The 24,096-nt window shown below is 71.1% G+C and carries 21 protein-coding genes; 10 read left to right on the top strand and 11 right to left on the bottom strand.

The features are described 5' to 3' along the window. Positions 1-10: 10 nt before the first annotated feature. On the top strand, positions 11-1,102 hold the full coding sequence (locus V6S02_RS14100) for an LLM class flavin-dependent oxidoreductase (protein ID WP_336401350.1): 1,092 nt from the start codon (positions 11-13) through the stop codon (positions 1,100-1,102). Positions 1,103-1,322: 220 nt separating this feature from the next. Here V6S02_RS14100 and V6S02_RS14095 read toward each other — a convergent pair whose 3' ends face one another. Continuing rightward, positions 1,323-3,512, bottom strand: a complete 2,190-nt coding sequence (locus tag V6S02_RS14095) for an MMPL family transporter (RefSeq protein WP_336401349.1) — start codon at positions 3,510-3,512, stop codon at positions 1,323-1,325. A gap of 82 nt (positions 3,513-3,594) precedes the next feature. Between V6S02_RS14095 and V6S02_RS14090 the strand changes: the two genes are divergently transcribed. Beyond that, positions 3,595-4,077 (top strand): MarR family winged helix-turn-helix transcriptional regulator, encoded by a 483-nt coding sequence (locus tag V6S02_RS14090; RefSeq protein ID WP_336401348.1) that lies wholly within the window; start codon positions 3,595-3,597, stop codon positions 4,075-4,077. Here the strand turns inward: V6S02_RS14090 and V6S02_RS14085 are convergent. Both V6S02_RS14085 and pheA read right to left on the bottom strand, forming a co-directional pair. Then, positions 4,056-5,300 (bottom strand): low temperature requirement protein A, encoded by a 1,245-nt coding sequence (locus V6S02_RS14085; RefSeq protein WP_336401347.1) that lies wholly within the window; start codon positions 5,298-5,300, stop codon positions 4,056-4,058. The genes V6S02_RS14090 and V6S02_RS14085 overlap by 22 nt on opposite strands. A gap of 58 nt (positions 5,301-5,358) precedes the next feature. After that, positions 5,359-6,333, bottom strand: a complete 975-nt coding sequence (gene pheA, locus V6S02_RS14080; protein ID WP_336401346.1) for a prephenate dehydratase — start codon at positions 6,331-6,333, stop codon at positions 5,359-5,361. Between the two features lie 69 nt (positions 6,334-6,402). Between pheA and pgm the strand changes: the two genes are divergently transcribed. The 3 genes from pgm to galE all read left to right on the top strand — a co-directional run bounded on the left by pgm (position 6,403) and on the right by galE (position 9,712). Beyond that, complete coding sequence (gene pgm, locus V6S02_RS14075) at positions 6,403-8,043, top strand: phosphoglucomutase (alpha-D-glucose-1,6-bisphosphate-dependent) (RefSeq protein ID WP_336401345.1); 1,641 nt, start codon at positions 6,403-6,405, stop codon at positions 8,041-8,043. Positions 8,044-8,137: 94 nt separating this feature from the next. Further along, entirely contained in the window at positions 8,138-8,695 is a 558-nt protein-coding gene (locus V6S02_RS14070; RefSeq protein WP_336401344.1) for a LacI family DNA-binding transcriptional regulator, read from the top strand. Between the two features lie 36 nt (positions 8,696-8,731). Continuing rightward, entirely contained in the window at positions 8,732-9,712 is a 981-nt protein-coding gene (gene galE, locus V6S02_RS14065) for a UDP-glucose 4-epimerase GalE (protein ID WP_336401343.1), read from the top strand. Positions 9,713-9,717: 5 nt separating this feature from the next. On the opposite strand, the gene V6S02_RS14060 is transcribed toward galE, so the two are convergent. Next, entirely contained in the window at positions 9,718-10,725 is a 1,008-nt protein-coding gene (locus tag V6S02_RS14060) for a LacI family DNA-binding transcriptional regulator (protein ID WP_336401342.1), read from the bottom strand. Positions 10,726-10,807: 82 nt separating this feature from the next. Here V6S02_RS14060 and galT point away from each other — a divergent pair, with 82 nt between their 5' ends. From galT to V6S02_RS14045, 3 genes are all read left to right on the top strand, one after another. Beyond that, entirely contained in the window at positions 10,808-12,007 is a 1,200-nt protein-coding gene (gene galT / locus V6S02_RS14055) for a galactose-1-phosphate uridylyltransferase (protein ID WP_336401669.1), read from the top strand. 17 nt (positions 12,008-12,024) lie between these two features. Further along, entirely contained in the window at positions 12,025-13,218 is a 1,194-nt protein-coding gene (gene galK / locus V6S02_RS14050; RefSeq protein WP_336401668.1) for a galactokinase, read from the top strand. Between the two features lie 123 nt (positions 13,219-13,341). Further along, on the top strand, positions 13,342-14,178 hold the full coding sequence (locus V6S02_RS14045) for an alpha/beta fold hydrolase (RefSeq protein ID WP_336401341.1): 837 nt from the start codon (positions 13,342-13,344) through the stop codon (positions 14,176-14,178). Positions 14,179-14,197: 19 nt separating this feature from the next. On the opposite strand, the gene V6S02_RS14040 is transcribed toward V6S02_RS14045, so the two are convergent. The 3 genes from V6S02_RS14040 to V6S02_RS14030 are packed head-to-tail and all read right to left on the bottom strand — an operon-like array spanning position 14,198 to position 16,759. Beyond that, on the bottom strand, positions 14,198-14,791 hold the full coding sequence (locus V6S02_RS14040) for a TetR/AcrR family transcriptional regulator (protein WP_336401340.1): 594 nt from the start codon (positions 14,789-14,791) through the stop codon (positions 14,198-14,200). 4 nt (positions 14,792-14,795) lie between these two features. After that, positions 14,796-15,923, bottom strand: coding sequence for a Gfo/Idh/MocA family protein (locus V6S02_RS14035; protein ID WP_336401339.1), 1,128 nt, complete (start codon positions 15,921-15,923; stop codon positions 14,796-14,798). Beyond that, positions 15,920-16,759: a sugar phosphate isomerase/epimerase family protein gene (locus V6S02_RS14030; RefSeq protein ID WP_336401338.1), complete on the bottom strand. Its 840-nt coding sequence runs from the start codon at positions 16,757-16,759 to the stop codon at positions 15,920-15,922. Before V6S02_RS14030 ends, V6S02_RS14035 begins: the two co-directional genes overlap by 4 nt. A 117-nt stretch (positions 16,760-16,876) precedes the next feature. Between V6S02_RS14030 and V6S02_RS14025 the strand changes: the two genes are divergently transcribed. Beyond that, a complete protein-coding gene (locus V6S02_RS14025; protein ID WP_336401337.1) occupies positions 16,877-18,367 on the top strand; it encodes a carboxylesterase/lipase family protein in 1,491 nt (496 codons plus the stop codon). Between the two features lie 106 nt (positions 18,368-18,473). Here V6S02_RS14025 and V6S02_RS14020 read toward each other — a convergent pair whose 3' ends face one another. Genes V6S02_RS14020 through V6S02_RS14005 form a run of 4 tightly spaced genes read right to left on the bottom strand, consistent with a single transcriptional unit; the run spans position 18,474 to position 22,262 of the window. Next, entirely contained in the window at positions 18,474-19,460 is a 987-nt protein-coding gene (locus V6S02_RS14020) for a TIGR03560 family F420-dependent LLM class oxidoreductase (protein WP_336401336.1), read from the bottom strand. A gap of 10 nt (positions 19,461-19,470) precedes the next feature. Beyond that, complete coding sequence (locus V6S02_RS14015) at positions 19,471-20,397, bottom strand: DNA-methyltransferase (protein WP_336401335.1); 927 nt, start codon at positions 20,395-20,397, stop codon at positions 19,471-19,473. Continuing rightward, on the bottom strand, positions 20,394-21,443 hold the full coding sequence (locus V6S02_RS14010) for a lipoate--protein ligase family protein (protein ID WP_336401334.1): 1,050 nt from the start codon (positions 21,441-21,443) through the stop codon (positions 20,394-20,396). Before V6S02_RS14010 ends, V6S02_RS14015 begins: the two co-directional genes overlap by 4 nt. A 9-nt stretch (positions 21,444-21,452) precedes the next feature. After that, positions 21,453-22,262 carry a hypothetical protein gene (locus V6S02_RS14005; RefSeq protein WP_336401333.1) on the bottom strand — a complete coding sequence of 270 codons (810 nt, stop codon included), beginning with the start codon at positions 22,260-22,262 and terminating at the stop codon, positions 21,453-21,455. 255 nt (positions 22,263-22,517) lie between these two features. Between V6S02_RS14005 and V6S02_RS14000 the strand changes: the two genes are divergently transcribed. Then, positions 22,518-24,035 (top strand): DEAD/DEAH box helicase, encoded by a 1,518-nt coding sequence (locus tag V6S02_RS14000; RefSeq protein WP_336401332.1) that lies wholly within the window; start codon positions 22,518-22,520, stop codon positions 24,033-24,035. Positions 24,036-24,096 lie beyond the last annotated feature (61 nt).

The following is a 24,096-nucleotide window of genomic DNA, read 5'->3' as shown; positions in this document are numbered from 1 at the left end:
ACCCTTCGGTATGAGCATCACCCTGTCGGTCCTCGACCTCGTGCCGGTGCGCGCCGGTCAGACCAGCGCCGAGGCGGTCGCGGCATCCCTCTCCCTCGTCGAGACCGCGGAACGTCTCGGCTACGAGCGGTACTGGTTCGCCGAGCACCACAACATGCCGGCCGTCGCTTCGACGGCACCACCGGTGCTGATCGCCGCAGCCGCGGCGCGCACCTCGCGGATCCGGGTCGGGTCCGGCGGGGTGATGCTTCCCAATCACTCCCCCCTCGTCGTCGCCGAACAGTTCGCCGCGCTCGAGGCGATCGCGCCCGGCCGCATCGACCTGGGCATCGGACGGGCGCCCGGCAGCGATCCGGTCATCAGCCAGCTGTTGCGGATGTCGGGAACCACCAGCGACGTCGAACGCTTCCCTGACCACATCGGCGACATCCTGGCGCTCACCTCGCCCGATGGCGCGGCGATCCGCTTGACCTCCGGCAGCACGTACGAGGTGCGCGCGACCCCGGCGGCGCAGAACGCCCCCGACGTCTGGCTGCTCGGTTCGAGCGATTACTCGGCCCAGCTCGCCGCCTCGCTCGGTCTCCCCTACGTCTTCGCCAACCACTTCTCCGGTGCCGGCCTCGACCGGGCCCTGCAGCTGTATCGCGACCAGTATCGGCCTTCCGAGGCGCACCCGAATCCGCGTACCTTCGTCACGGCCAACATCGTCGCGGCCCCCACCTCGGAAGAGGCGGAGGCGCGAGCCCTGCCGCAGCTGCGGATGATGGTGCGGCTGCGCACCAACCAGACCCTCACCCCGCTCGAGACCGTCGAAGACGCGCAGAGCGCGGCGCCGCTCTCCCCCATGGCCGATCAGATCATGGCAGCCGCCCGCGCGACCTGGTTCGTGGGCACCGGCGACGACGTGGCGGCGGGCCTGGCCGATCTCGCCGCACGCGCGGGGGTCGACGAGGTCATGGTGTCGCCGATCGCGGGAGCGTTCGCGTCAGAACAGAGGGATGCCGCGGCGGGGCGCACCCAGTCGCTCACGCTCCTCGCCCAGGCGATGGCGTCTCGCGCCGACGCGGCGTCGGCAGGGACGGCGCCCGCACTCGCGGGCTGAGCGACGTCTCGGCGCTCCCGGTCCCCCTTTCGCGCGGACGTCCGCATTCGAGAGGCTCGACGTGCCCTGCGTGATCCGCAGGAGCGCGAAGGACCTCCGCAGCGCGAGACCTGGGCCCACGACGCAGCCTCGGGGATCGGCACAACCTCGGCCCATCCGGGGGGTGTGGGCCGAGGCTGCGCCGATCTCCGAGGCCGCGTCGCGCGGCGCGCGCTCCTCGTCAGCGCCCCGCGACGGCGGGCGCCTCCTTCGACGGGTCGCCGGCTTCGGCTTCGCCCGACGCCGCCGCGGCGGCGGCCCGGCGACGCTCGACCTCCAGCGGGTCGGCGAACGCGTCTGCGCCCTGCGCGGCCGCGTCCGCGTCGCTGAGCTTCGGACGACGCGGCCACCACACCCGGTCGCGCAGGAGGAAGGTCAGCGCGGGCACGATGACCGTCCGGACGAGCAGTGTGTCGATGAGCACGCCGATGCAGACGATGATGCCGATCTGCGTGAGGGTGATGAGCGGCAGCACCCCGAGGACGGCGAACACGGCGGCGAGCAGGATGCCGGCGCTGGTGATGACGGCACCGGTCGCCGCCAGCGCCCGGATCATCCCCTGGGTGATGCCGAGCCGGTCGGCCTCCTCCTTGGCCCGGGTGACGAGGAAGATGCTGTAGTCCACGCCCAGGGCGACGAGGAAGAGGAAGCTGAACAGCAGCACGTTCGTGTCGATCGCGGGGAAGCCGAACAGCGGCGTCTGGAACAGCCACCAGCTCGCCCCGACCGCCGAGAAGAAGCTCACCACGACGGCGACGAGCAGCAGCAGCGGCGCGACGAGAGCCCGCAGCAGCACGACGAGCACGATGAAGACGAGCACCAGGATGAGCGGGATCACCAGCGCCTGGTCGCGGGCCTGCGCGTCGGCGACGTCGAGCGAGCGGGCGTCGAGTCCGCCGACCAGGCCGTCGCCGGCACCCACATCATCGAGCGCGGCGCGCATCGCCGTGATGGCGGCGTACGCCTCCGGGGTCTCGGCGCTGGCGTCGAGGGTGACATCGATGCGCGCGAGGTCGTCGGTCTCCTCGGCGATCACTGCGGCGTCGACCCCATCGATGGTCTCGAGTTCTGCGATGGCCGCTTCGGCGTCATCCCTGCTGACGACGACCGTGGCGGGCGAAGTGGCACCTGCCGAGAACGCGTCGGCGATGATCTCCTGACCCACGACCGCCTCGGGCTTGTCGAGGAACCGGTCGTTCTGCGACAGACCGGTCTGCACGAAGAACACGCCCGAGGCGAGGGCGCCCAGCACGACGAATCCGCTGATCGCGACGATCGCGGGGCGGCGCGAGACGGCGCGCCCGAGCTTGCCCCAGGGGCTCCGCGAAATGGCGTCGCGCGACCCGAACCGCGGGATGTAGGGCCAGAACAGCCCTCGCCCGAACAGCACGAGGGCGGCCGGGAGCACCGCCAGCGCGAAGATCATGGCGACCACGATCCCCACGGCGCAGGCCAGTCCGAGGGCCCGGTTGCCCGCGAGCTCGGCGAAGAGGAGTGTCGCAAGGGCCAGCGCGACGGTCGATCCACTCGCGATGATCGCGGGGCCGGCGCCGCGCACCGCCCGCCGCATCGCCTCGCGGCGATCTTCATGAAGCCGCAGCTCGTCACGGTAGCGGGCGATGAGAAGGAGGGCGTAGTTCGTGCCCGCACCGAAGACGAGCACCGAGAGGATGCCGGTGATCGACGGGTCGAGTTCGACGCCGACAGCGGCGGCGACGTTGCGTGCCACGATGCCCGCCAGCGCGTCGGCGACGCCGATCACCGTCAGCGGCACGAGCCAGAGCCACGGACTGCGATAGGTGATGAGGAGGAGGATCGCGACGACGACCACGGTGGTCAGCAGCAGCGTGATGTCGGCCCCGGCGAACACCGCGGCGAGATCGACCTCGAAGCCTTCGGGACCGGTGAAGTACACGCGCACGTCGTCGCCGAGGTCGGCGGAGGCGGCATCCTTGATCTCCTGCGCACGCTCGGACTGCGCCTCGATGCCGGTCTCGGGATCGAGCGGCACGATCACCAGCGCGACCCGCCCGTCATCCGAGACCTGCGCCGGCGGCACGAACCCGTCGGGGGTGAAGTCGACCAGGTCGCCGAACACCTTGCCGTTGATGGTCTCCAGAGTCTCGGCGCTGAGCTCGTCGCCCTCGGCCTCGAAGACCAGGAACGCCGAGGTGGTGTCAGCACTCGGGAATTCGTCGAGCAGCTCGTCGACCTGCACCGACTCCGCGGAATCGGGGAGCCCGACAGCGGGGGCGTTGTCGGACTCGCCGCCGCTTCCCCAGGCGAACAGCGCCGCCGCCGCGGCGGCAGCCAGGACCAGCACGATCCACGAGGTCTTGGCTGCGGTGATGAAGCGCACATACCCGGTCATCCGTCGTCTCCTGTGTGTCGATGAGAGGGATTTAATTAGAAAGGCTAGATATGAGGAAGACTAGCGCAGTTATACTGGCACGGTGCACGCAGCGGAAGTCCCGTCAGCGCCGGCACCCCCCGGCCCGCCCGGGTTCCGCGCGCCCACCACGCTGCTGCGCGAAGTGCTCGACGTCAGCGAGCTCTTCGAAGAGCGGATGCGTCGGGAGCTCACGGTCAATCCGACCGACCTCGAGGCGATGGTGCATCTCCTGACGGCCGGCCCCCTGACGCCGAGCGAGCTGGCCAAGCGTCTCGGGATCTCGACGGCGTCGACCACCACCGCCGTGGACCGGCTCGTCGCGCTCGGTCACGTCACGCGCGAACCGCACCCCACCGATCGCCGGGGGGTCATGGTCGTTCCCACGCCCGCATCCCGCGTCCGCGCACTCGGCATGCTGACGCCGATGATCCAGGACGTCGACCGCGAACTCGACGATTTCACGGCCGAGGAGCAGGAGGTCATCGCCCGTTACCTGTCACGGGTGGTCGCGACCTACCGGGCTCACGCAGCCGTCGACGACTGAGCTTCGCGGCGATCGGCGCGGAGGTGTATCCAGCCTTCCGCGCCCGCGACCACGCCCATCAGGACGACCGCCGCCGTCAACGCCGCCGCAGGAGGGAGCACCGCCAGGAGCGGGATGGACACGGTGGCGACGACCGCCTCGAGACCACGGAAGTACGGGCGACGTTCTCCGACCAGCACGGCGAACCAGATCGTCCCCGCGGCGAACAGGGCGATGCCCGAGCCGAGCGCGGCCGCACCGAACCATCCCAGCGGTTCGGTGTCGGTGATGTGGGCCATCGCGTCCTCGATGCCGAGGGCGGCCAGGACGATACCTGCGACGATGAGGAAGTGGACGTAGGAGTATGCGTCACGGGCGAGCTTGACGAGGGGCCCGCCGGACAACCGGGCGAGTGCGTGCTCACCCACGGTCGCCAGTCGGCGGAAGTACGACCACCAGAGCAGCACCGAGATCACGATCGAGGTCGCGGTGCCGAGAATGATCGGCACGCTGATCGGCTCGCGGGCCACCCCGACCCCGATCGCGACGATCGATTCGCCGAGGGCGAGGATCACGATGAGACCGTGACGCTCCGACCAGTGGGCGACCGAGTGGATGCGCCACCCGCCCCCACCGGGTGACAGCGCCCGGGTGCCCAGCCCCTCGAACACGATCGCCAGGGCCCAGACCCACGCCTGCACCTCTCCACCGATGGCGGCACCGATGATGAGCGCGGCACACGCGGGAAGCACCGACGACACGCTCCACACCCTCAGCTGCCGCAGCAGCGGCGGATCATCCGTCGCGGTGACGAAGAACAGGATGAGGTGCACCAGGCGCACGACGGCGTACGCGACGGCGAACACGATGGGGCCGTAGAGCCCACCGTCGAAGTCGTCGAAGGCCTCGGGGATCGTCAGGGCGCAGAGGAAGACGCCGATCATCGCCACGGTCATCCCGGTGCGCAGGAACGGCTGGTCCGCCGGCAACCGGTTCGCCAGCCACGCGTAACCCACCCAGGTCCACCACAGCAGGGCCAGGATGATCAGAGCCTGCGCGATACCCGCTGCATTGTGCGTCTCTGCCATCAGCCGCGAGACCTGCGTGAACGCGAAGACGTAGACGAGATCGAAGAACAGCTCGAACGTCGTGACCCGGCTGTCCTCGCCCGTGGTCATCGGCCGCGGCAGGCGCACCCGACCAGGGCGGCGGCCGGCCGGAGCCGGGGGGTCTGCGGGGCTCACGAGGTCAGTGTAGGACCGGGGAGCAGCCCGAGGAACACCCGATGCCGTCGGCGGTCGATCAGTGCTCGGGCTCGCCGCTGAGGAGTCCTCGCAGCCAGTCGCGCGCCTCGACGAAGACGTCGTCGGAGTACCGGTCGGGATAGCGCACGACGGCTCGGTCGGCCCGCGGGTACGAACCGAGGAAGATCACCTTCGGGCTGAAGCGGCGAAGGCCCAGCAGCGCATCGGCCATGCGCTCGTCATGGACATGGCCGTCGGCGTCGATGACGAAGCGATAGCGGCCGAGCTCGTCGCCGATCGGCCGTGAGGCGAGGAGCGAGAGATTGATCCCGCGGGTGGCGAACTGCTCGAGCATCTCCAGGAGCGCCCCCGGGCGGTCATCGGGAAGCTCGACGATGAGCGATGTCTTGTCGGCTCCGGTCGGATCGGGCGGCGCCACGGTCTTGCCGACCAGCACGAACCGGGTCACGGCATTGAGGTTGTCGCCGATCTTCTCGGCGAGAAGCTCGAGGTCGTGGTGCTCGAGGATCCCCGGCGGGGCGATCGCGGCATCCGCATCGCTGGTGCCGTCCAGAAGGCCCAGGGCGCTGGCGACGTTGCTGGATGCCGGGATGTGCGCGTGGGCGGGAAGGGTCCGCGTCAGCCACTGCAGGCACTGCGCGTAGGCCACCGGGTGCGCCGAGACGAGTGAGACGTCTTCGAGCCGCACTCCTCGGCGCCCGACGAGCACGAAGTCGACCGGCACGAGGTACTCGCCGATGATCCGGAGACCCGCAACGGTGGCGAGGGCGTCCTGGGCGGTGGACACACCGCCGTCGACGGAGTTCTCGATCGCGATCATCGCCGCGTGCGCGCGATCGTCGACGACGTCGGAAAGGGCCTCACCGACGTTGTGCACGGGCCGCCAGATCTGTCCCCGGGCCTCGGGAACCTGCGCGAGCGCCGCCTCGGTGAAGGTGCCGGCGGGGCCGAGGAAACTGTAGGTCCGGCGAGTGGGAACGGATGCCTCGGTCCCGGCGGCGTCGGAAGTCACGGCGTTCAGCCTAGCCACCCGCCATGTCAACCCGTGCGGGAGGTGGCCCGATCGGGGCAGACTGGGGGCATGACGCGCGCAGGAAAGCCCGCCGAGGCCTCCGATCTCATCGACATCGACGCCCTCATCTCCGCCTACTACGATCGCAAACCCGATGCCTCCGTCCCCGCGCAGCGCGTGGCGTTCGGCACGAGCGGTCACCGCGGATCGTCGCTGAACACCAGCTTCAACGAGGACCACATCCTCGCCACCACGCAGGCGATCGTCGACTACCGGCGGATGGCGGGCATCGAGGGTCCCCTGTTCCTGGGGCGCGACACCCACGGGCTCTCCCTCCCCGCCGAGCGGAGCGCGGTCGAGGTGCTCGTCGCGGCGGGCATCGATGTCCGTGTCGATTCCCGCGACTCGTGGGTCCCTACACCGGCCCTCAGCCACGCGATCCTCACCTACAACCGCGGGAAGAGCGCGGATGACCCCGGGCGGGCCGACGGCATCGTGGTGACTCCGAGCCACAACCCACCCGCCGACGGCGGGTTCAAGTACAACCCGCCGCACGGCGGACCGGCCGACACCGACGCGACCGGGTGGATCGCGAGCCGCGCGAACGAGCTCATCGCCGCCGGCCTCGAGGGCGTCGCGCGCAGGAAGTACAGCGACATCGACGCTGACACGCTCGGAAGCTACGACTTCCGCGAAGCGTACGTGCGCGACCTCGCCACCATCATCGACGTCGACATCATCCGCTCGGCCGGCGTGCGCATCGGCGCCGACCCGCTCGGCGGCGCCTCGGTGGAGTACTGGGCGCGCATCGCCGAGATGTACGAGCTCGATCTCACGGTCGTGAACCCCGACGTCGATCCGACCTGGCGCTTCATGACGCTGGACTGGGACGAGAAGATCCGCATGGATCCCTCGTCACCGTCGGCGATGGCCTCGCTCGTGGCCAAACGTCACGACTACGACATCCTCACCGGCAACGACGCCGATGCCGACCGGCACGGCATCGTCACCCCCGACGCGGGGCTGATGAACCCGAACCACTATCTCGCTGTCGCGATCGACTATCTCTTCTCCCACCGCGAGAACTGGCCCGCCGGGGCGCGGGTCGGCAAGACCCTGGTGTCGTCGATGATCATCGACAGGGTCGTCGCCGGGCTCGGCCGCAGCCTCTACGAGGTGCCGGTGGGGTTCAAGTGGTTCGTTCCCGGGCTTCTCGACGGCTCGGTCGCCTTCGGCGGAGAGGAGTCGGCAGGCGCCTCGTTCCTCCGGAAGGACGGCACGGTGTGGACCACCGACAAGGACGGCATCCTGCTGTGCCTGCTCGCCGCCGAGATCCTCGCGGTCACCGGGAAGACCCCGTCGGAGCGCTACGCCGAGCTGGAGGCCGAGTTCGGGTCATCCGCCTATCAGCGCGTCGACGCCCCCGCGACACCCGAGCAGAAGGCGAAGCTGTCGAAGCTGTCTCCCGACGCCGTCACGGCGTCCGAGCTCGCCGGTGACCCGATCACCGCGAAGCTCTCGCACGCACCGGGGAACGACGCGGCGATCGGCGGCCTGAAGGTGCAGACGGCCGATGCGTGGTTCGCCGCACGCCCGTCGGGCACCGAGGACGTCTACAAGCTGTACGCCGAGTCGCTCCGCGGCGAGGAGCACCTTCGGCAGGTGCAGGAGGAGGCACGCGCGGTCGTTTCGGCGGCCCTCGACGGCTGATCCGACACGCCCGCTCACCCGCGCGTCATCGACCGGCGCGGAGCGTACCGAATTCTTCTGCCCGCGTCGACCCCGCGGGGCATACACTGAGCGTGTGACCGAGAGCGTCGCACTTACCCGAGGTGCACCCACTCTCCACGATGTCGCCCGCGAAGCGGGGGTGTCGTTGGCGACTGCGTCGCGCGTTCTGAACGGATCGAATCGCAAGGTCGCCGACAGCTACCGAGTCCGCGTGGAGGCGGCCGCGACGAAGCTTGGCTACACCGCCAACGTCGCCGCGCAGGCGATCGCGCGCGGCGCCTCGGCCATCACGGCGTTCGTCGTCACCGACATGACCGATCAGAGGTTCGGCGCGCTGACCCGCGCGCTGTCGCGCGAGACCGAGGCGGCGGGGTTGATCCTCACCGTGGCCGAGACCGGCGGCGACCCCGAGCGGGAGCGCAAGATCCTGCAGACCCTGCGCGGCCAGCGGCCCCAGGGGTTGATCCTCGGGGCGGGCGTCGCGGGGGTCGAAGGGCCTGTCGCGGCCGAGATCAGCGCGCTCCAGGCCATGGGGACGAGAGTGGTGACGCTCTCCCCCGAAAGCGTCGATGACGACGCGGATGCGGCGGCCCGCGCGATCCGCGTGATCCGGAACCTCCCCGAGGACTGATCCGGGCTCTGCCACCGCGTGCGGCAGGATGGAGCCATGTCTTGGCTTGTCACCGGCGGAGCCGGCTACATCGGCGCGCACATCGTCAGAGCTCTGGATGCGGCGGGCCTTCCCCCCGTCGTCATCGACGACCTCTCCAGCGGTCACCCGGGATTCGTCCCCGACGGCGTCCCCTTCGTGCGGGGCAGCATCCTCGACCGCGAGCTCGTCGAGCAGACCCTCCGCGACCACGCCGTCACGGGCGTCATCCATGTCGCGGGCTTCAAGTACGCCGGCGTCTCGGTGAAGCGGCCCCTGCACACCTACGCGCAGAACGTCGAGGGCACGCGGATCGTCCTCGAGGCGATGGAGTCGGCGGGGGTGGCGAACCTGGTGTTCTCCTCCAGCGCCGCGGTCTACGGCACCCCCGACGTGCCGCTCGTCACCGAGGACCTCCCCAAGCGCCCCGCGAGCCCGTACGGCGAGTCGAAGCTGATCGGCGAGTGGCTGATCCGCGATCAGGCGGTCGCCACCGCCGAGACGGCCGCTCCCCTTCGCCACACCTCGCTGCGCTACTTCAACGTGGTGGGCTCGGGCGACCGCGCGATCTACGACACCTCACCGCACAACCTCTTCCCGCTGGTCTTCGAAGCGCTGATCGAGGGACGCACCCCCCGCATCAACGGCGCCGACTACGACACCCCCGACGGCACGAACGTGCGTGACTACGTTCACGTCGCCGACATCGCCGCCGCGCACGCGGTCGCCGCGCAGCGCCTGACCGCGGGCGATCCTGTCGAGGCCGCCTACAACCTGGGCTCGGGCGACGGCCTGTCGGTGCGCCAGATCATGGACGCCATGGCACGGGTCACCGGTATCGACTTCACGCCCGAGATCGGCGCTCGCCGCCCCGGCGACCCCGACCGCATCGTCGCCACCGGAGAGCTCGCCGCCCGCGACCTCGACTGGAAGATGCGCTACAGCGTCGACGAGATGGTCCGCACCGGGTGGGAGGCGCGACGCGCCGCGACCGTCTGATCCGGTCAGCGCAGAGGAGCGGTGCTGGCTCGGACGATGAGCGTCGGAGTGAGCGTCTCGACCATCGGTGCCGTGACACCCGTCGACTCGACATCGTCGATGAGAACGGCGACGGCCCTCGCACCGAGGGCATCGAAGTCCTGACGAACGGTCGTCAGCGGAGGACGGTACTGCGCAGCATCGGCGATGTCGTCGAAGCCGACCACGCTGACATCGCGCGGCACCTCCTGGCCGGCGTCGGCCAGGGCCCGCAGGGCGCCGAGCGCCATCTGGTCGTTCGCCACGAAGACGGCGGTGGCATCGCCGAGGCTGCCGGCGGCGGCATGACCGGATGCTGCGCTCCAGTCGCCGCGCACCGGCGCGCCCGGCTGCAGCGCGGCCTCGGCGAGGGCCCGCCGCCATCCCCGCTCCCGCTCCGCGGCGGCGAACGAGTCGGACGGCCCGGCGATGTGCGCGATACGACGATGACCGAGGGAGAGAAGGTGGGCGGTGGCCTCGTAGGCGCCCGCCGCGTGGTCGGTCTGAACGACGTGCACTCCCGACGACTCGCCCCCGCTCGGTCGCGGAACGACGGGCGCGTCGACGAGGACGAGGCGGAAGCCCGCGGCGGCAGGAACCGCCGCGGCGAACGGCGTCGCCTCGTTCAGCACGACGGCGCCGTCGACCCCCTGATCGGCGAGTCGCGCGAAGGCGTCGTCGGCTGACTCCGGTCCGGCCACGGTGGCGACGGCCAGGCCGTACCCGCGCCCGGCGGCGGCCGCCGCCACAGCCTGCAGCATGCGGGAGTTCCCCACGGTATCGAGGGTGGCCACGACGAGGCCGATCGTCTGAGTGCGGCCGGTGCGCAGGGCCCGCGCGGCCCGGTGGGGGCGGTAGCCGAGCCGGGCCATGGCCTCCTCGACCCGTGACCGCGTGGCCGGATCCACCCGCGGGCTGGCATTCACCACCCGGGAGACGGTCTGACCCGATACCCCGGCCGCCGCGGCGACATCGGCCATCGACACTCGACGCATGCCCACTCCCACCGACACAACTCCGGCAATTCGAAGCATGTTGACGTTATCACGGCCCTCCGGCTATCGTGTTGACGTGAACATGCAGGAGTTCGGCGCCCCCGACGCCCCGTCGACGACCCCCGATGTCGAGGACCTGACCGGAGGTGTCACCAAGCGCTCGACCCGCCTCGCCGATGGACGCGAGCTGATCTACTTCGACGACCCCGACACGACCCTCGGCCCGGAGCGGTCCGTCGACGCGCGCGCTCTGGACCCTCGCCCCGAGACCGCGACCATGCGGCTGGACGTCCTGACCGGCGATTGGATCTCGGTGGCGGCCTCCCGCCAGAACCGCGCCTTCCTGCCGCCGGCCGAGCTCGATCCCCTCGCGCCGCAGACGCCCACCAACCCGTCGGAGATCCCCTCGCGTTACGACGTCGCGGTCTTCGAGAACCGGTCGCCGTCGTTCGGGCCGGCCCTGAGCACCGCGCACGGCGACGCTCCCGCCGCCGTCGACCCGCCGCTCGACCTGGAAGATCTCGGCGAGCTCTCGCTCGGCCGCACCCGCACCTCGGTCGGCCGCTGCGAAGTGGTCTGCTTCAGCCCCGCCCACGAGGGCTCGTTCGGCACGCAGACCCCCATCCGTGCGCGGACGGTCATCGAGGCGTGGGCCGATCGCACGGCCGCTCTCTCGGCCCTTCCCGGAATCGAGCAGGTCTTCCCGTTCGAGAACCGCGGCGAGGCCATCGGCGTCACCCTCGCCCACCCGCACGGGCAGATCTACGCCTACCCCTACGTCACCCCGCGCACGCAGGCGCTGCTGCGCTCGATCGAGAGGACCGGACCCGACCTCTTCTCGCGCATCCTCGACAGCGAGCGGGCATCGGATCGGGTAATCCTCGCCGGCGAGCACTGGACGGCCTTCGTGCCCTTCGCCGCCCGCTGGCCGATCGAGGTGCACCTGCTCCCCCATCGCCACGTGGCCGACTTCGCCGAGACCACGGCGGCCGAGCGGGATGAGCTCGCGCCGCTGTACCTCCGCCTCCTCCGCGGCATCGACGCCCTGTACGACTCCCCCACCCCCTACATCGCCGCCTGGCACCAGGCCCCCGTCCACGTCGCACGCGACAGCGCGCGCCTGCACCTCCAGCTGACGTCGCCGCGTCGCGCGGCCGACAAGCTGAAGTTCCTCGCCGGTTCCGAGGCGGCGATGGGGGCGTGGATCGGCGACATCCCGCCCGAGTCCGCCGCCGAGCGCCTGCGCGAGGCCGTGGCATCCGTTCCCGAGGTGACCCTGTGACCAACCCCTCCCCCGCCATGGCCGCGACCCCGGCCCCCCGCGACGCGGCGCTCGACGCCCTCGCCCGCCTCACCGACGCCGCGCCTGCCGGTGTCTGGTCGTCGCCCGGGCGCGTCAACCTGATCGGCGAGCACACCGACTACAACGATGGGTTCGTGCTGCCGCTGGCGATCCCTCATCGCACGGCGGCCGCCGTCGCCCCGAACACCGAGGGGGTGCTGCGGGTCACCTCGACCTTCGCCGACGAGCCGGTGGTCGTCGCGCTCGACGATCTTCCGACCCTCTTCCCCGCCCGCCGCGAGAGCATCACCGAGTGGGCACGTTACCCGCTCGGCGTCGCCTGGGCACTGGGCGAGTCCGCCCCCGATGCCGCAGCGGCCCACGCGACCGGGCTCGACATCGCCATCGCATCGAACGTGCCCGTCGGTGCCGGCCTGTCGTCGTCGGCGGCGATCGAGGGCGCCGTCGCCATCGCACTGAACGATCTGTGGCAGCTGGGTCTCGATCGGCCCGCCCTGGCGCGCGCGGGACGGCGTGCCGAGAACGAGGCCGTCGGCGCCCCCACCGGCATCATGGACCAGATGGCCTCGATCCTCGGGGCCGCCGACGCGGCGATCCTGCTCGACTGCCGCAGCCTCGAGGTCGAGATCGTCGACCTGGGGTTCGATGCCGCGGGGCTCACCCTGCTCGTGATGGACACCCGCGTGCAGCACTCCCACGCCTCGGGTGGGTACGGTGAGCGCCGCGCCTCGTGCGAGGCGGGTGCGGCGGCGCTCGGTGTCGCGTCTCTCCGCGATCTCGGGGTCGGCGACCTCGCCCGCGCCGAGCGCGAGCTCGATGACGTCATCTTCCGGCGTGTCCGACACGTGGTGACCGAGAATCAGCGGGTGCTCGACACGGTGCGGATGCTGCGGGCCGACGGTCCTCGATCGATCGGCGAGCTGCTCGTCGCGTCGCACGCATCGATGCGCGACGACTTCGAGATCTCGGTTCCGGAACTCGACACCGCCGTCGATGCGGCGCTCGAGGCGGGGGCGATCGGAGCGCGGATGACCGGTGGCGGATTCGGCGGCGCGGCGATCGCGCTGGTCGACCGCGACCGCGTTCCCGAGGTGACCGACACCGTGACGAGGGCCTTCGCCCGCAGCGGTTTCGACGAACCGACGATCTTCGCGGTCACCGCCGCCGAGGGCGCGCGCCGCGAGGCGTGACGCCTACTCCCCCGCCCCGCGACGCGCAAGACCTCCCGCCACCACCTCCGCCGTTCTACGCTGACGGTCGGCGCCGCGGCGCCCGTCGATACCGGTGCACATCGTGAACAGTAGGGAACCCGCATGGCTTTCGTCACCGTCGGAACGGACAACTCGTCGGACATCCAGCTCTTCTACACCGACCAGGGATCGGGTCAGGCGGTCGTGCTCATCCACGGCTTCCCTCTCGACAGCGAATCGTGGAACAAGCAGCAGGCGGCTCTGCTGGATGCCGGCTATCGCGTGATCGCCTACGACCGCCGGGGGTTCGGCGCCTCGAGCAAGGTCGGTTCCGGCTACGACTACGACACCTTCGCCTCCGACCTCGACGCGCTGATGAAGCGCCTCGACCTGGCCGACGCCGTGCTGGTGGGCTTCTCGATGGGCACCGGTGAGATCGCCCGCTACCTGGGGACGTACGGCAGCGGCCAGGTGTCCAAGGCCGCCTTCCTCGGTTCCCTGGAGCCCTTCCTGCTCAAGACGGACGAGAATCCCGATGGCGCGGCCCCGCAGGAGTTCTTCGATGAGACCGCCGCAGCGGTGAAGAACGACCGCTACGCGTTCCTGACCGGGTTCTTCACGGACTTCTACAACCTCGACGAGAACCTCGGCTCCCGCATCTCGCAGGAGGCCGTAGACGCAAGCGTTCAGACCGCCAACCGCGCGGGCAACACCGCGATCGCGGCGGCGCCGCTCACCTGGCCGACCGACTTCCGCGCCGACATCGAGAAGATCGACGTACCGACCCTGATCGTCCACGGCACGGCCGACAACATCCTGCCGATCGATGCCACGGGGCGGCGCTTCCGCGAGATGCTCCCGGATGCGACCTACGTCGAGATCGAGGGAGCCCCCCACGGCATGCTCTGGACCCACGGCGATGAGGTCAACGAGGCGCTGCTGAAGTTCCTCGCATCCTGAACCCCGCCCGGGCGGGAGCTCACTGCGAGAGAAGCCGGTCCAGCAGTGCCAGGATGCGTTCGTAGTCGAGAGTCGGCTCGAGCAGCCACTGCGACTGCAGGCCGTCGGAAGCGGCGATGACGAGAGCAGCCACCTCGTGGGGATCGACGTCGGCGCGGATCCGGCCCGACGCCTGCGTGCGGCGCACCTGCTCGGCCAGCTCCTCCCGGAGGCGCTCGAACCGCGCGGCGACGAAGTCGCGGGCGATGGGGCGGCCGTCCTCGAGCGCGGTCGCGACAAGGGTCGAATACAGCTGCACGAGACCCGGGATCTCGCGGTTGCGCTCGGCGGACAGCCGCATGAGCTCGGTCGGCGTCATCCCGGCCGACAGCTCCACGGCATGATCGCGCTGGGCCTGGCGGTACACCTCGACGAGCAGTTCCTCGAGAGACCCGAAGTAGTGGCGGAGGGCAGCGTGGGTCACCCCGACCTCGGTCGCGATCGCGCGGAGGCTCGTGCGGTCCGATCCTCGCTGCGCGAAGACCTCGATCGCGCGGTCCAGGATCTCCTGCCGCCGCGCGATGCCCTTCGGTGAGGCGCCCCGGCTCCCCGACGACGCCGACTCCGCGGCCATCTCCTCAGAGGGTCCGGGCGAAGGGGTCGAAGTCTCCGTCGATGACGGGCACCGGGTCGACGGTGCTCTCCACGCGGACCGACTCGCCGGTCTCGATCGACTGCTCCGCCGACAGCATGACGTCCAGGACGTGCAGCGCCAGGTCGCCGCTCGCGACGTGAGGACGCCCCTCGGCGATCGCGCGCACCATGTCGAGCAGGCCGAGCCCGCGCCCCACGACGACGCCTTCCTGCGCGATGTCGATCCACTCCTGCTCGACGCTCATGCCGTCGCGAAGAACCCCCAGCGGCGTGACGTAGGCGATCCGCCCCGCGAACTGGTTGGGGTCGGGCAGGACGATCGACCCCTCGGTGCCGTGCACCTCGAAGACGCCGGTGCGCTCGAGCGCCGAGTCGAAGCTCAGCAGGCTCTGCGCCTGCCGACCGCTCTCGAAAGTGGTGACCACCTGCACGGTGGTCGGCACCTCGACCGGGAACGTCGCGCCGGCGTTCGGCCCGGTGTGGATGACGCGCTCAGCGCGCGCCTTGCGGCCGACGGCCGACACCCGGTCGACGGGGCCGAAGAGGCTGACGAGTCCCGTGAAGTAATACGGGCCCATGTCGAGGAGCGGCCCGGCGCCCCGGGCGAAGAGGAACTGCGGTGCGGGATGCCACAGGTCGGGCCCCTGCGTCTGGAACACCGTCTGCGCGAAGAGCGGCTCGCCGATCACGCCCGCGGCGATCGCGCGCTTGGCGGTCTGGAAACCGGGGCCGAGGACGGTGTCGGGGGCGGAACCGACCCGGAGTCCGGCCGCCGCAGCGGCGGCGAGGAGCTCGGCGGCGCCGTCGCGATCGAGACCGATCGGCTTCTCGGTCCACACGTGCTTGCCCGCCCCGATCGCACGCATCGACACCTCGATGTGCGCAGCGGGGATCGTGAGGTTGACGACGACCTGCACGTCGGGATCGGCCAGCACATCGTCGACGCTTCCCCAGCGGGGGACGCCGTGCCTGCGAGCCTGGGCCTCGGCGCGATCGACGAGGAGGTCGCCGACGCTGACCACGTCCACATCGGGGAAGGACTGCAGGTTCTCGAGGTAGGTGTCGCTGATGACCCCGGCGCCGATGACGCCGACGCCGACCGCGCCGCTCATCGCACGAACCCCCCGTCGCGGAGGAAGGCGAGGCTGGCGGCGATGTCGTCGAAGACGTCGCCCGGCGGGTTGTCGTACTCGATGACGGCGTAGCGGATCGCGCCCTCGCCGGCGCGGAGCGCCGCGGCCAGGGGCACCTCACCGGTGCCGGCATGACGCTGCTCGAGCGCGCCCGAGCCGAAGGCGGGAGCATCGGGGGCGAAGGGATTGGATGCCGGAACAGGACCGTCCTTCACGTGCACGGCCCGCAGCCGCTCACCCAGGCGCGACACGAGGGCGGGGCCGTCCTGCCCGCCGGCGGCCGCCCAGTACAGGTCGAGTTCGAGGGCGACGCGTGAATCGGTGAGGGAGATGAAGCGCTCGTAGGCGGTGACGCCGTCGAAGCTCGCGACGAACTCCTGGGAGTGGTTGTGGTAGCCCACGGACAGCCCGAAGGTCGCGGCGAGGTCGGCGACGCGGTTCAGGCGCTCCGCGAGCTCGGCCACCGAGTCTTCGGTCAGCCAGCGCTCCACCGGCACGAACGGGTCGAAGACGGTCTGCAGGCCGATCCGCGCGGCGGCCTCGAGCACGACCTCAGGTGCCGGAGTGGGAATGGCGCCGTCCGGCGTCCACAGCTCGTCGCTGAGAAGGGGCGCATGCCCTGTCGGGGCGTCGAGCCCGCTGGCGTCGAGAGCCGCGCGGATCTCGTCGGGCCGGTCGACGAACGCGAACGCCTCGACGTGACGCAGCCCGATCTCGGCGAGGCGGTCGAGAGACCGGCCGGGATCGGCGGTGAACTGCTCGGCCAGGGTGTACAGCTGGACCGACGCTTCGGGCAGGACTTCCGGATGCGCCATCGCGACCTCTCTTCTCACGTCGATCTGTCGACCGATCGGGACGATGAGGCGAGGCTAGCAGAAAACCTCCACGTGGAGGTTTTCTGCTCTGTGGTGGCGAACGACGGACGCCGTACGATGACCAGCGTGAACGATGCGGTCATCAGCCTCTCCTGCGGCGCGGTGCGGGGCCTGTGGCGGGGAGAGCCGGGCGACCCTGGATCATCCGCAGCGTTCCTCGGCATCCCGTTCGCCGAACCGCCTGTCGGCGAGAGGCGCTTCGCACCCCCTTCCCCTGTCCCACCGTGGGACGGTGTGCGCGACGCCACGGCGTACGGTGCCACCGCTCAGCGCGGCGACACCGGGATCACGCTGATCCCCGAGCCCTCGGTCGAGGGCGAGTCGACCCTGAACGTCAATGTCTTCACCCCGCGCCCCGGCGACGCCGACGCGGCGCTGCCGGTGCTGGTCTACATCCACGGCGGCGGCTTCACCTCGGGGTCGCCGGCGAGCCCCTGGTACGACGGACGCGCGTTCAACCGCGACGGGGTCGTCACCGTCACGGTCTCCTACCGCCTCGGCTTCGACGGATTCGGTGAGATCCCCGGGGTGCCGAGCAACCGGGGGGTCCGCGACTGGCTCGCCGCGCTGGAGTGGGTGCAGCAGCACATCCGCGACTTCGGCGGCGATCCGTCCCGCGTGACGATCGCGGGGCAATCCGCCGGCGGCGGGGCGGTGCTGACCCTCCTCGCCATGCCGGCCGCCCAGCACCTCTTCCATGCGGCGTGGGCGCTCTCACCCGCCCTCGGCGACATCCCGGCGCCGCTCGCCCGGGAGCGCTCGGAGCGCCTCGCCGACCTGGCGGGCGTCGCCGCCACCCTCGAGGGGTTCCGATCCGTCTCCGAGGAGCGGCTGCTCGCGCTGCAGCGGGATGCCGCGAAGGTGGCGTCGAGGGATCCGCTGGCGCCGCTGACCGGCATCCTCCGCGACGGACTCCCCTGGGGGCCCGTCATCGACGGCGAGCTCCTCCCCCGGGCGACGATCGAATCGCTTCGCGCCGGCGTGGGCGCAGAAAAGGCGCTCGTCGTCGGGGCCACCGACGACGAATTCACGATGATCACCGACGGGATCCGCGTGCCGCTGCGGTTGATTCCGGCGGCGCTCCTGCTGCGACGGATCGGCGTCGATCCCGAGGTCGTCGGACCCTACCTCGCCGCGAACGGGTCGCAGCGGCGCAAGGGTGGCGCGGCCGTGATCGGACGCTTCATCAGCGACAGCATCTTCCGCTCGACCGTGGTGCGCGCCGCCGACGCGCGCGGCGGGGCCGACACGTGGGTGTACGCCTTCTCGTGGCCGTCGCCGACCCGCAGGTGGTCGCTGCACTGCCTCGACGTGCCGTTCTGGTTCGACGGCCTCGACCTCGACGGGGTGTCGGCGATCGCCGGCGATGACCCGCCCCGCAGTCTCGCCGACGCCGTGCACGGCTCGGCAGTGGCACTCGTCCGCGACCGTGACCCGGGGTGGCCGACGTGGGCGAGCGCCCCGGGCACGGCGCGCGTCTTCGGCGGCCCGTCCTCGGCGCCCGACGTGGTGCGGGACGCCTACGCGAGCGTCGCCGCGCTCGTGTGATGCGGCGCCGCTCGGACATCCTCCTTCGCGCGGAGATCCGCGCTCGGGCGGATCCACAGCGGGCTGAGACCCGCAGGAGCGTGGAAGCCCGCGGGAGCGTGGAAGCTCAGCGCAGCGCGGAGACGACCTGACGCTCGAACTCGCTGACGCCCGAGCGGTCGTACGCGTGCTCGGGGAAGTAGTGGATGGCGTAGCCGAGACCGCGTTCGCGGAGCGCCGCGAGGCGCTCGGCGACCTGCTCGGGGGTGCCGACGAGGCCGCGGTCTGAGCGGTACTCGGCCATGAAGGCCGCGGTGCGATCGCCCAGGTAGGGGGTGACACGCTGCTCGATGCGGTCCAGACGCGCCGCGACATCCTTCTCGTTCTCACCGATGACGGTGTTGAAGTTCGCCGACCGCACGATCTCGGCCTGGTCGCGACCGAGGTCGTCGGCGTGGGCGCGCAGGATCTCGTCCTTGCGGGTGAACTCCTCCGGCTCACTCGACCAGTTCGTGTACTGCGCGTACTTCGCCGCGATCTTGAGCGTCACCTTCTCGCCGCCGCCCGCGATCCACAGGGGGATCCCGCCCTCCTGCAGGGGCAGCGGGCGCACGAGCGCGCCGTCGACGTCGTAGTGACGACCGTGGAGCGTGGCGGTGCCGGTCGTCCAGGCCTGGCGCATGATCTCCACGCCCTCCTCGAGCATGCCGAGACGATCGCCGATCTTCGGGAACCCGTAGCCGTAGGCCCGCCACTCGTGCTCGTACCAGCCGCCGCCGATTCCCATCTCGGTGCGTCCGCCCGAGACGATGTCGACGGTGGCGGCGACCTTCGCCAGGTAAGCGGGATTGCGGTACCCCATGCACGTGCACATCTGGCCGAGACGGATTCGGTCGGTCACCGCGGCGAACGAGGCCATCAGTGTCCACGCCTCGTGCGTCGCCTCCTCGCTCGGCACAGGCACGGTGTGGAAGTGGTCGTAGACCCACAGCGATTCCCACGGACCGCGGTCGGCGTGCTGCGCGAGCTCGCGCATCACCCGCCACTGATCGGCGGGTTCGATGTCGACGAGGTCGTGGCGCCAGCCCTGGGGGATGAAGAGTCCGTATCGCACGGGCCTCAGCCTACGGGAGCGGCTCCAGGGCGGCATCCGATCGGGCGACCTGCTCGAAAGGAACGGATGTCACGAGCTCCGCGTCGGGGATGCGGCGGCGGATCACCTCGATCGCGGCAGGGTTGTCGTCGACGAGCACTGCATTGCGGCCGAGGGATGCCGCGACGGCGGCGGTCGTGCCGCTCCCGGCGAAGAAGTCGAGCACCCGGTCGCCGGGGCGGCTCGAGGCCTGCACGATGCGGCGGAGGATCCCCTCGGGCTTCTGCGTCGGATAGCCCGTCTTCTCCCGGCCGGTGGTGGGGACGATGGTGTGCCACCAGACGTCGGTGGGGAGCTTGCCGCGCGCGGCCTTCTCGGGGGTCACGAGGCCTGGAGCCATGTAGGGCTCGCGGTCGACGCCGTCGGAGTCGAACCAGTAGCGATCGGGGTCCTTGACGTAGACGAGGATCGTGTCGTGCTTGGTCGGCCAGCGGCGCCGCGTCTTCGCGCCGTAGTCGTAGGCCCAGACGAGCTCGTTGAGGAAGTTCTCGCGGCCGAACAGGGCGTCCATCAGCACCTTGGCGTAGTGCGCCTCGCGGAAGTCGAGGTGCAGGTACAGCGTGCCGTCAGGCGCGAGGAGGCGCCAGGCCTCCTCCAGGCGTGGCTCGAGGAACCCCCAGTAGTCGTCGAATCGGTCGTCGTAGGTGCGGAGGTCGCCGCGCAGCCGCTCGTACTCGCGCCCGTGGAACCCGCGCCGGACGACGCCCGCCGGGGCCTCGGGAACGGTCGCGCGGGCGCGCTCGACGCTCCGCTCCCGCATGCGTCCGGTGTTGAACGGCGGGTCGAGGTAGATCAGCGTGAACGACGCGTCGGGGAAGTTCCGGATCACGTCGAGGTTGTCGCCGTGGTGGACGGTGACCGAGCCCCGCGGCGCTGCGGGTGGAGACGGGGTGGTCACGGCACGCGATGCAGCCAGGCCGAGGTGGCGAACTTGCTCTCGACGAGCGCCTGAGCCGCGGCGTACTCCTCATCGGTGACCGCGCCGGGTTCGGCGCCGTAGAGCGTGGAGAAGGTCTCGATGAAGCGCTCGATGATCGCCTCGCGGGGCAGGCCCGTCTGCCGCCGCAGCGGATCGACCCGCTTGGCGGCCGACGCCGTGCCCTTGTCGCTGAGCTTCTCGCGGCCGATACGGAGCACCTCGGTCATCACCTGACCGTCCATGTCGTAGCTGAGGGTGGCGTGGTGGAGCACGCCGCCGTTGGCGAGTCGCTTCTGCGCGGCACCGCCGATCTTGCCCTCTGGGGAGGCGATGTCGTTCAGCGGCTGGTAGACCGCCTCGACGCCGAGCGACCGCAGGGCCTGCAGCACCCAATCGTCGAGGAAGGCGTATGAATCGGCGAAGGTCATGCCCGCCACGAGCGAGGCCGGCACGTACAGCGAATACGTGACGATCGAGTTGGCGCCCATGAGCATCGCCCCGCCGCCCGAGATGCGCCGGACGACGTCGAACCCGTGACGGTTCGCCCCTTCGGGGTCGACCTCGTTGCGATACGACTGGAACGACCCGATCACGACGGCCGATTCGTTCCACTCCCACAGTCGCAGGGTCGGGCGGCGCCGACCGTCGCCGACGCGCTCGGTGAGCACCTCATCGAGCGCCAGGTTCATCCGGGGCGAGACCGGGGCGTCATGAACGACCTCCCAGTCGAAGTCGCGCCACCCGGGCGCGGTGACGAGCGCGCGGCGCACGGCCGTCCCCACCGCCTCCGGGGTGAAGCCGAGAAGCTGCGCCCCCTCGGGGAGGGCCGAGCGCACCGCAGCCGCGATGCCGGCGACGTCGGTCTCGACGGGAAGCCCGGTGACGGCGGAATCGATGAGGGGCAGCGCGTCGTCGGGCTCGAGGAAGAAGTCGCCGGCGAGGCGGAAGTCGGCGATGCGCCCGCCCTGCACCTCGAGGTCGACGACCACGAGTTTTCCGCCGGGAACCTTGTACTCGCCGTGCATGGCCTCAGCCTATTCGCTGTCCACCCCGCGTCGGCCCGCCCGCGCATGCCGCACGCGATCGACCGCGAGCGCGGCGATGCCGGCCGCGAGCGCAGCGAAGGCGAGTTTTCCGAGCCAGAGAACGATGACCTCAGCGCCGTCCGCGCTGCGTCCGTCGTCCGTGAGGAATTGGACCAGGGGAGCGAGGCCGCGGCCTGAATACGACGCTCCGGTCATCAGGGAGTAGGCGCCCATCAGCAAGGGCGCGGTCACGACGAGAAGCAGCATCGGCGGCACGACCCACCACGACCAGGAGACGGCCTGTCCGCGCCGGTGCGCCGCGGCGAGTCGGACAGCGGTCGAGACGGCGGTGACGAAGATCGCACCGACCGACCACCCCGCGCCGTAGGCGATGGCCCACAGGCCGGCACCGAGCAGGATGAACACCAGTTCCCCCGCATCCGACACCCCGGCGGCGATGCGCACGACCGTCCGCCCCAGGGCTGCGACGACGAAGAGAGTGGCCGACCACGTGGCATCCGACAGCGATAGCGGTCCCACCACCCGAAGCGCCGCCGTCCCGGGATACCGGCCGTTGTCGGTGGTCACCGATCGCGCCAGCCCGGCCGACGAGCCGACCGGAACGGCACCCATGCGAAGCGACGAGACGACGGCGGCGAGCGCGAGGAGCACGGCGGCGATGAGCAGCGCGGGATTGCGCCGCGGTTCCTCGGCCGGATCGATCACGAGGGTCAGGATCGACGCCGCCAGGGCGCTCAGGATCACGACGGCGGCGCGCACCGCCCCCCATCGCGCCACAGCGAGCGTCGGAGAGAGCATCCCGCGACCATATCCGCTCACCTCGTCGCGCCGCTGCACCCGGCGCATTCAGCTTGGCGGTCCGCCGGCCTGCTACGGTTGTCCTGCGGCAGTTCCTTGCCGCTGCGTCGTCGTCACGCTTCCGCCTCCTGTGAGGCCACCGGCAGATTTCCCGATCCGCCACACGACGAACGGCGAACCGATGCGCGATCCCGCGCCGTCGCCTCCTTCCGCTCTTCGCTCACATCGCAGCGCCGAGCCTCACCGAAAGCTTCCATGTCTTCTTTCACCTCTCTCGGCGTGCCCGAGAACCTCGCCGCCGTCCTCCTCGCGGACGGCAAGACCGAGCCCTTCGCGATTCAGCGCGACACGCTCCCCGACTCCCTCGCCGGCCGTGACGTGCTCGGCCGAGGCCGCACCGGCAGCGGCAAGACCATCGCGTTCGCGCTGCCGCTGGTCGCCCGTCTCGCGGGGGGCCGCCGCGAGCCTCGCCGCCCTCGCGGCCTCGTGCTCGCCCCGACCCGCGAGCTCGCGACCCAGATCGCCGCGACGATCGCCCCGCTCGCCGCCGCCGCGAACCTCACCGTCACCACGGTCTTCGGCGGCGTCAGCCAGAAGCCCCAGGAGCAGGCGCTGAACCGCGGCGTCGACATCGTCGTGGCCTGCCCCGGGCGCCTCGAAGACCTCATGAAGCAGGGAGTCATCCGGCTGGATGCCGTGCAGATCGCTGTGCTCGACGAGGCCGACCACATGGCCGACCTCGGGTTCCTCCCCGGAGTGACCCGCATCCTCGCCGCCACCCCGCAGGGTGGGCAGCGTCTGCTCTTCAGCGCCACGCTCGACCGCGGCGTCGACGCGCTCGTCCGCCGCTTCCTGCAGAACGAAGTGCGCCACGAGGTCGACGAGGAGAGTGTCCCCGCCGGCGTCATGACCCACCGCGTCTTCGTCGTTCCCTCCGACGGCAAGGCGGCGCTCGTGCGCCACCTCGCGTCGGGCCGCGGGCGTCGCATCCTCTTCACCCGCACCAAGCACCAGGCCAAGAAGCTCGCCAAGCAGCTCACCGCCGCGGGTATCCCCGCGGTCGACCTGCACGGGAACCTCGGTCAGAACGCTCGTGAGCGCAACCTCGCCGCCTTCGGCGCCCCCGCCGACCAGGGCGGTGTGCGCGTGCTCGTCGCGACCGACGTCGCCGCGCGCGGTGTGCACGTCGACGAGGTCGAGCTCGTGGTGCACGTCGACCCGCCGGTCGAGCACAAGGCGTACCTGCACCGTTCGGGCCGCACCGCCCGCGCGGGCGCCGAGGGCGTCGTCGTCACCGTCGCGACACCCGACCAGCGTCGCGAGGTCGGCGATCTGCTGCGCAAGGCTCACGTGACCGCACCCCTCGAGCAGGTCGCGGCCGATGACACCACGGTCGCCGCGCTCGTCGGCGCCGTCGCCGAACACGTCACCCCGGCGCCGGTCGTCGCCTCGTCGGGTCGCGGAGGCAGCGGCAACGGCAGCGGCGGGCGCGGTCGCTCGAGCTCGGGTGGCGGTTCCGCGCGGAACGCGGACGGCGCCGGTGGCGGCCGGGGCCGCTCCCGCGGACGGCGCCCGGCGGGCGAGCGCTCCGCGCAGTCCGGCGAGCGCGCCGCAGCCTCGACCGCCGGCGCGCGGTCGGGGCAGAACGGTGCCCGCGCCGGTCAGGCCGCCGGCAGCGCCGCCCGCACCCAGACGGCTCCCCGCTTCACCACCGGCAGCACCGTCGCCGACATCCAGCGAGGCACCCGCCGGCCGCGCCGCGCGCGCGGCTGAGTCGCCTACGGCGGCCGCATCGCGGCATCCACTCGTCTGTTCCGTCATCGCCGTCGGAGAA

This window comes from Microbacterium sp. CCNWLW134 (assembly GCF_037083565.1).
In the GTDB taxonomy this organism is placed as follows: Bacteria; Actinomycetota; Actinomycetes; order Actinomycetales; family Microbacteriaceae; genus Microbacterium.
Note: the sequence above shows the minus strand (reverse complement) of the source record. Positions and strands in the feature narration are given on the sequence as shown.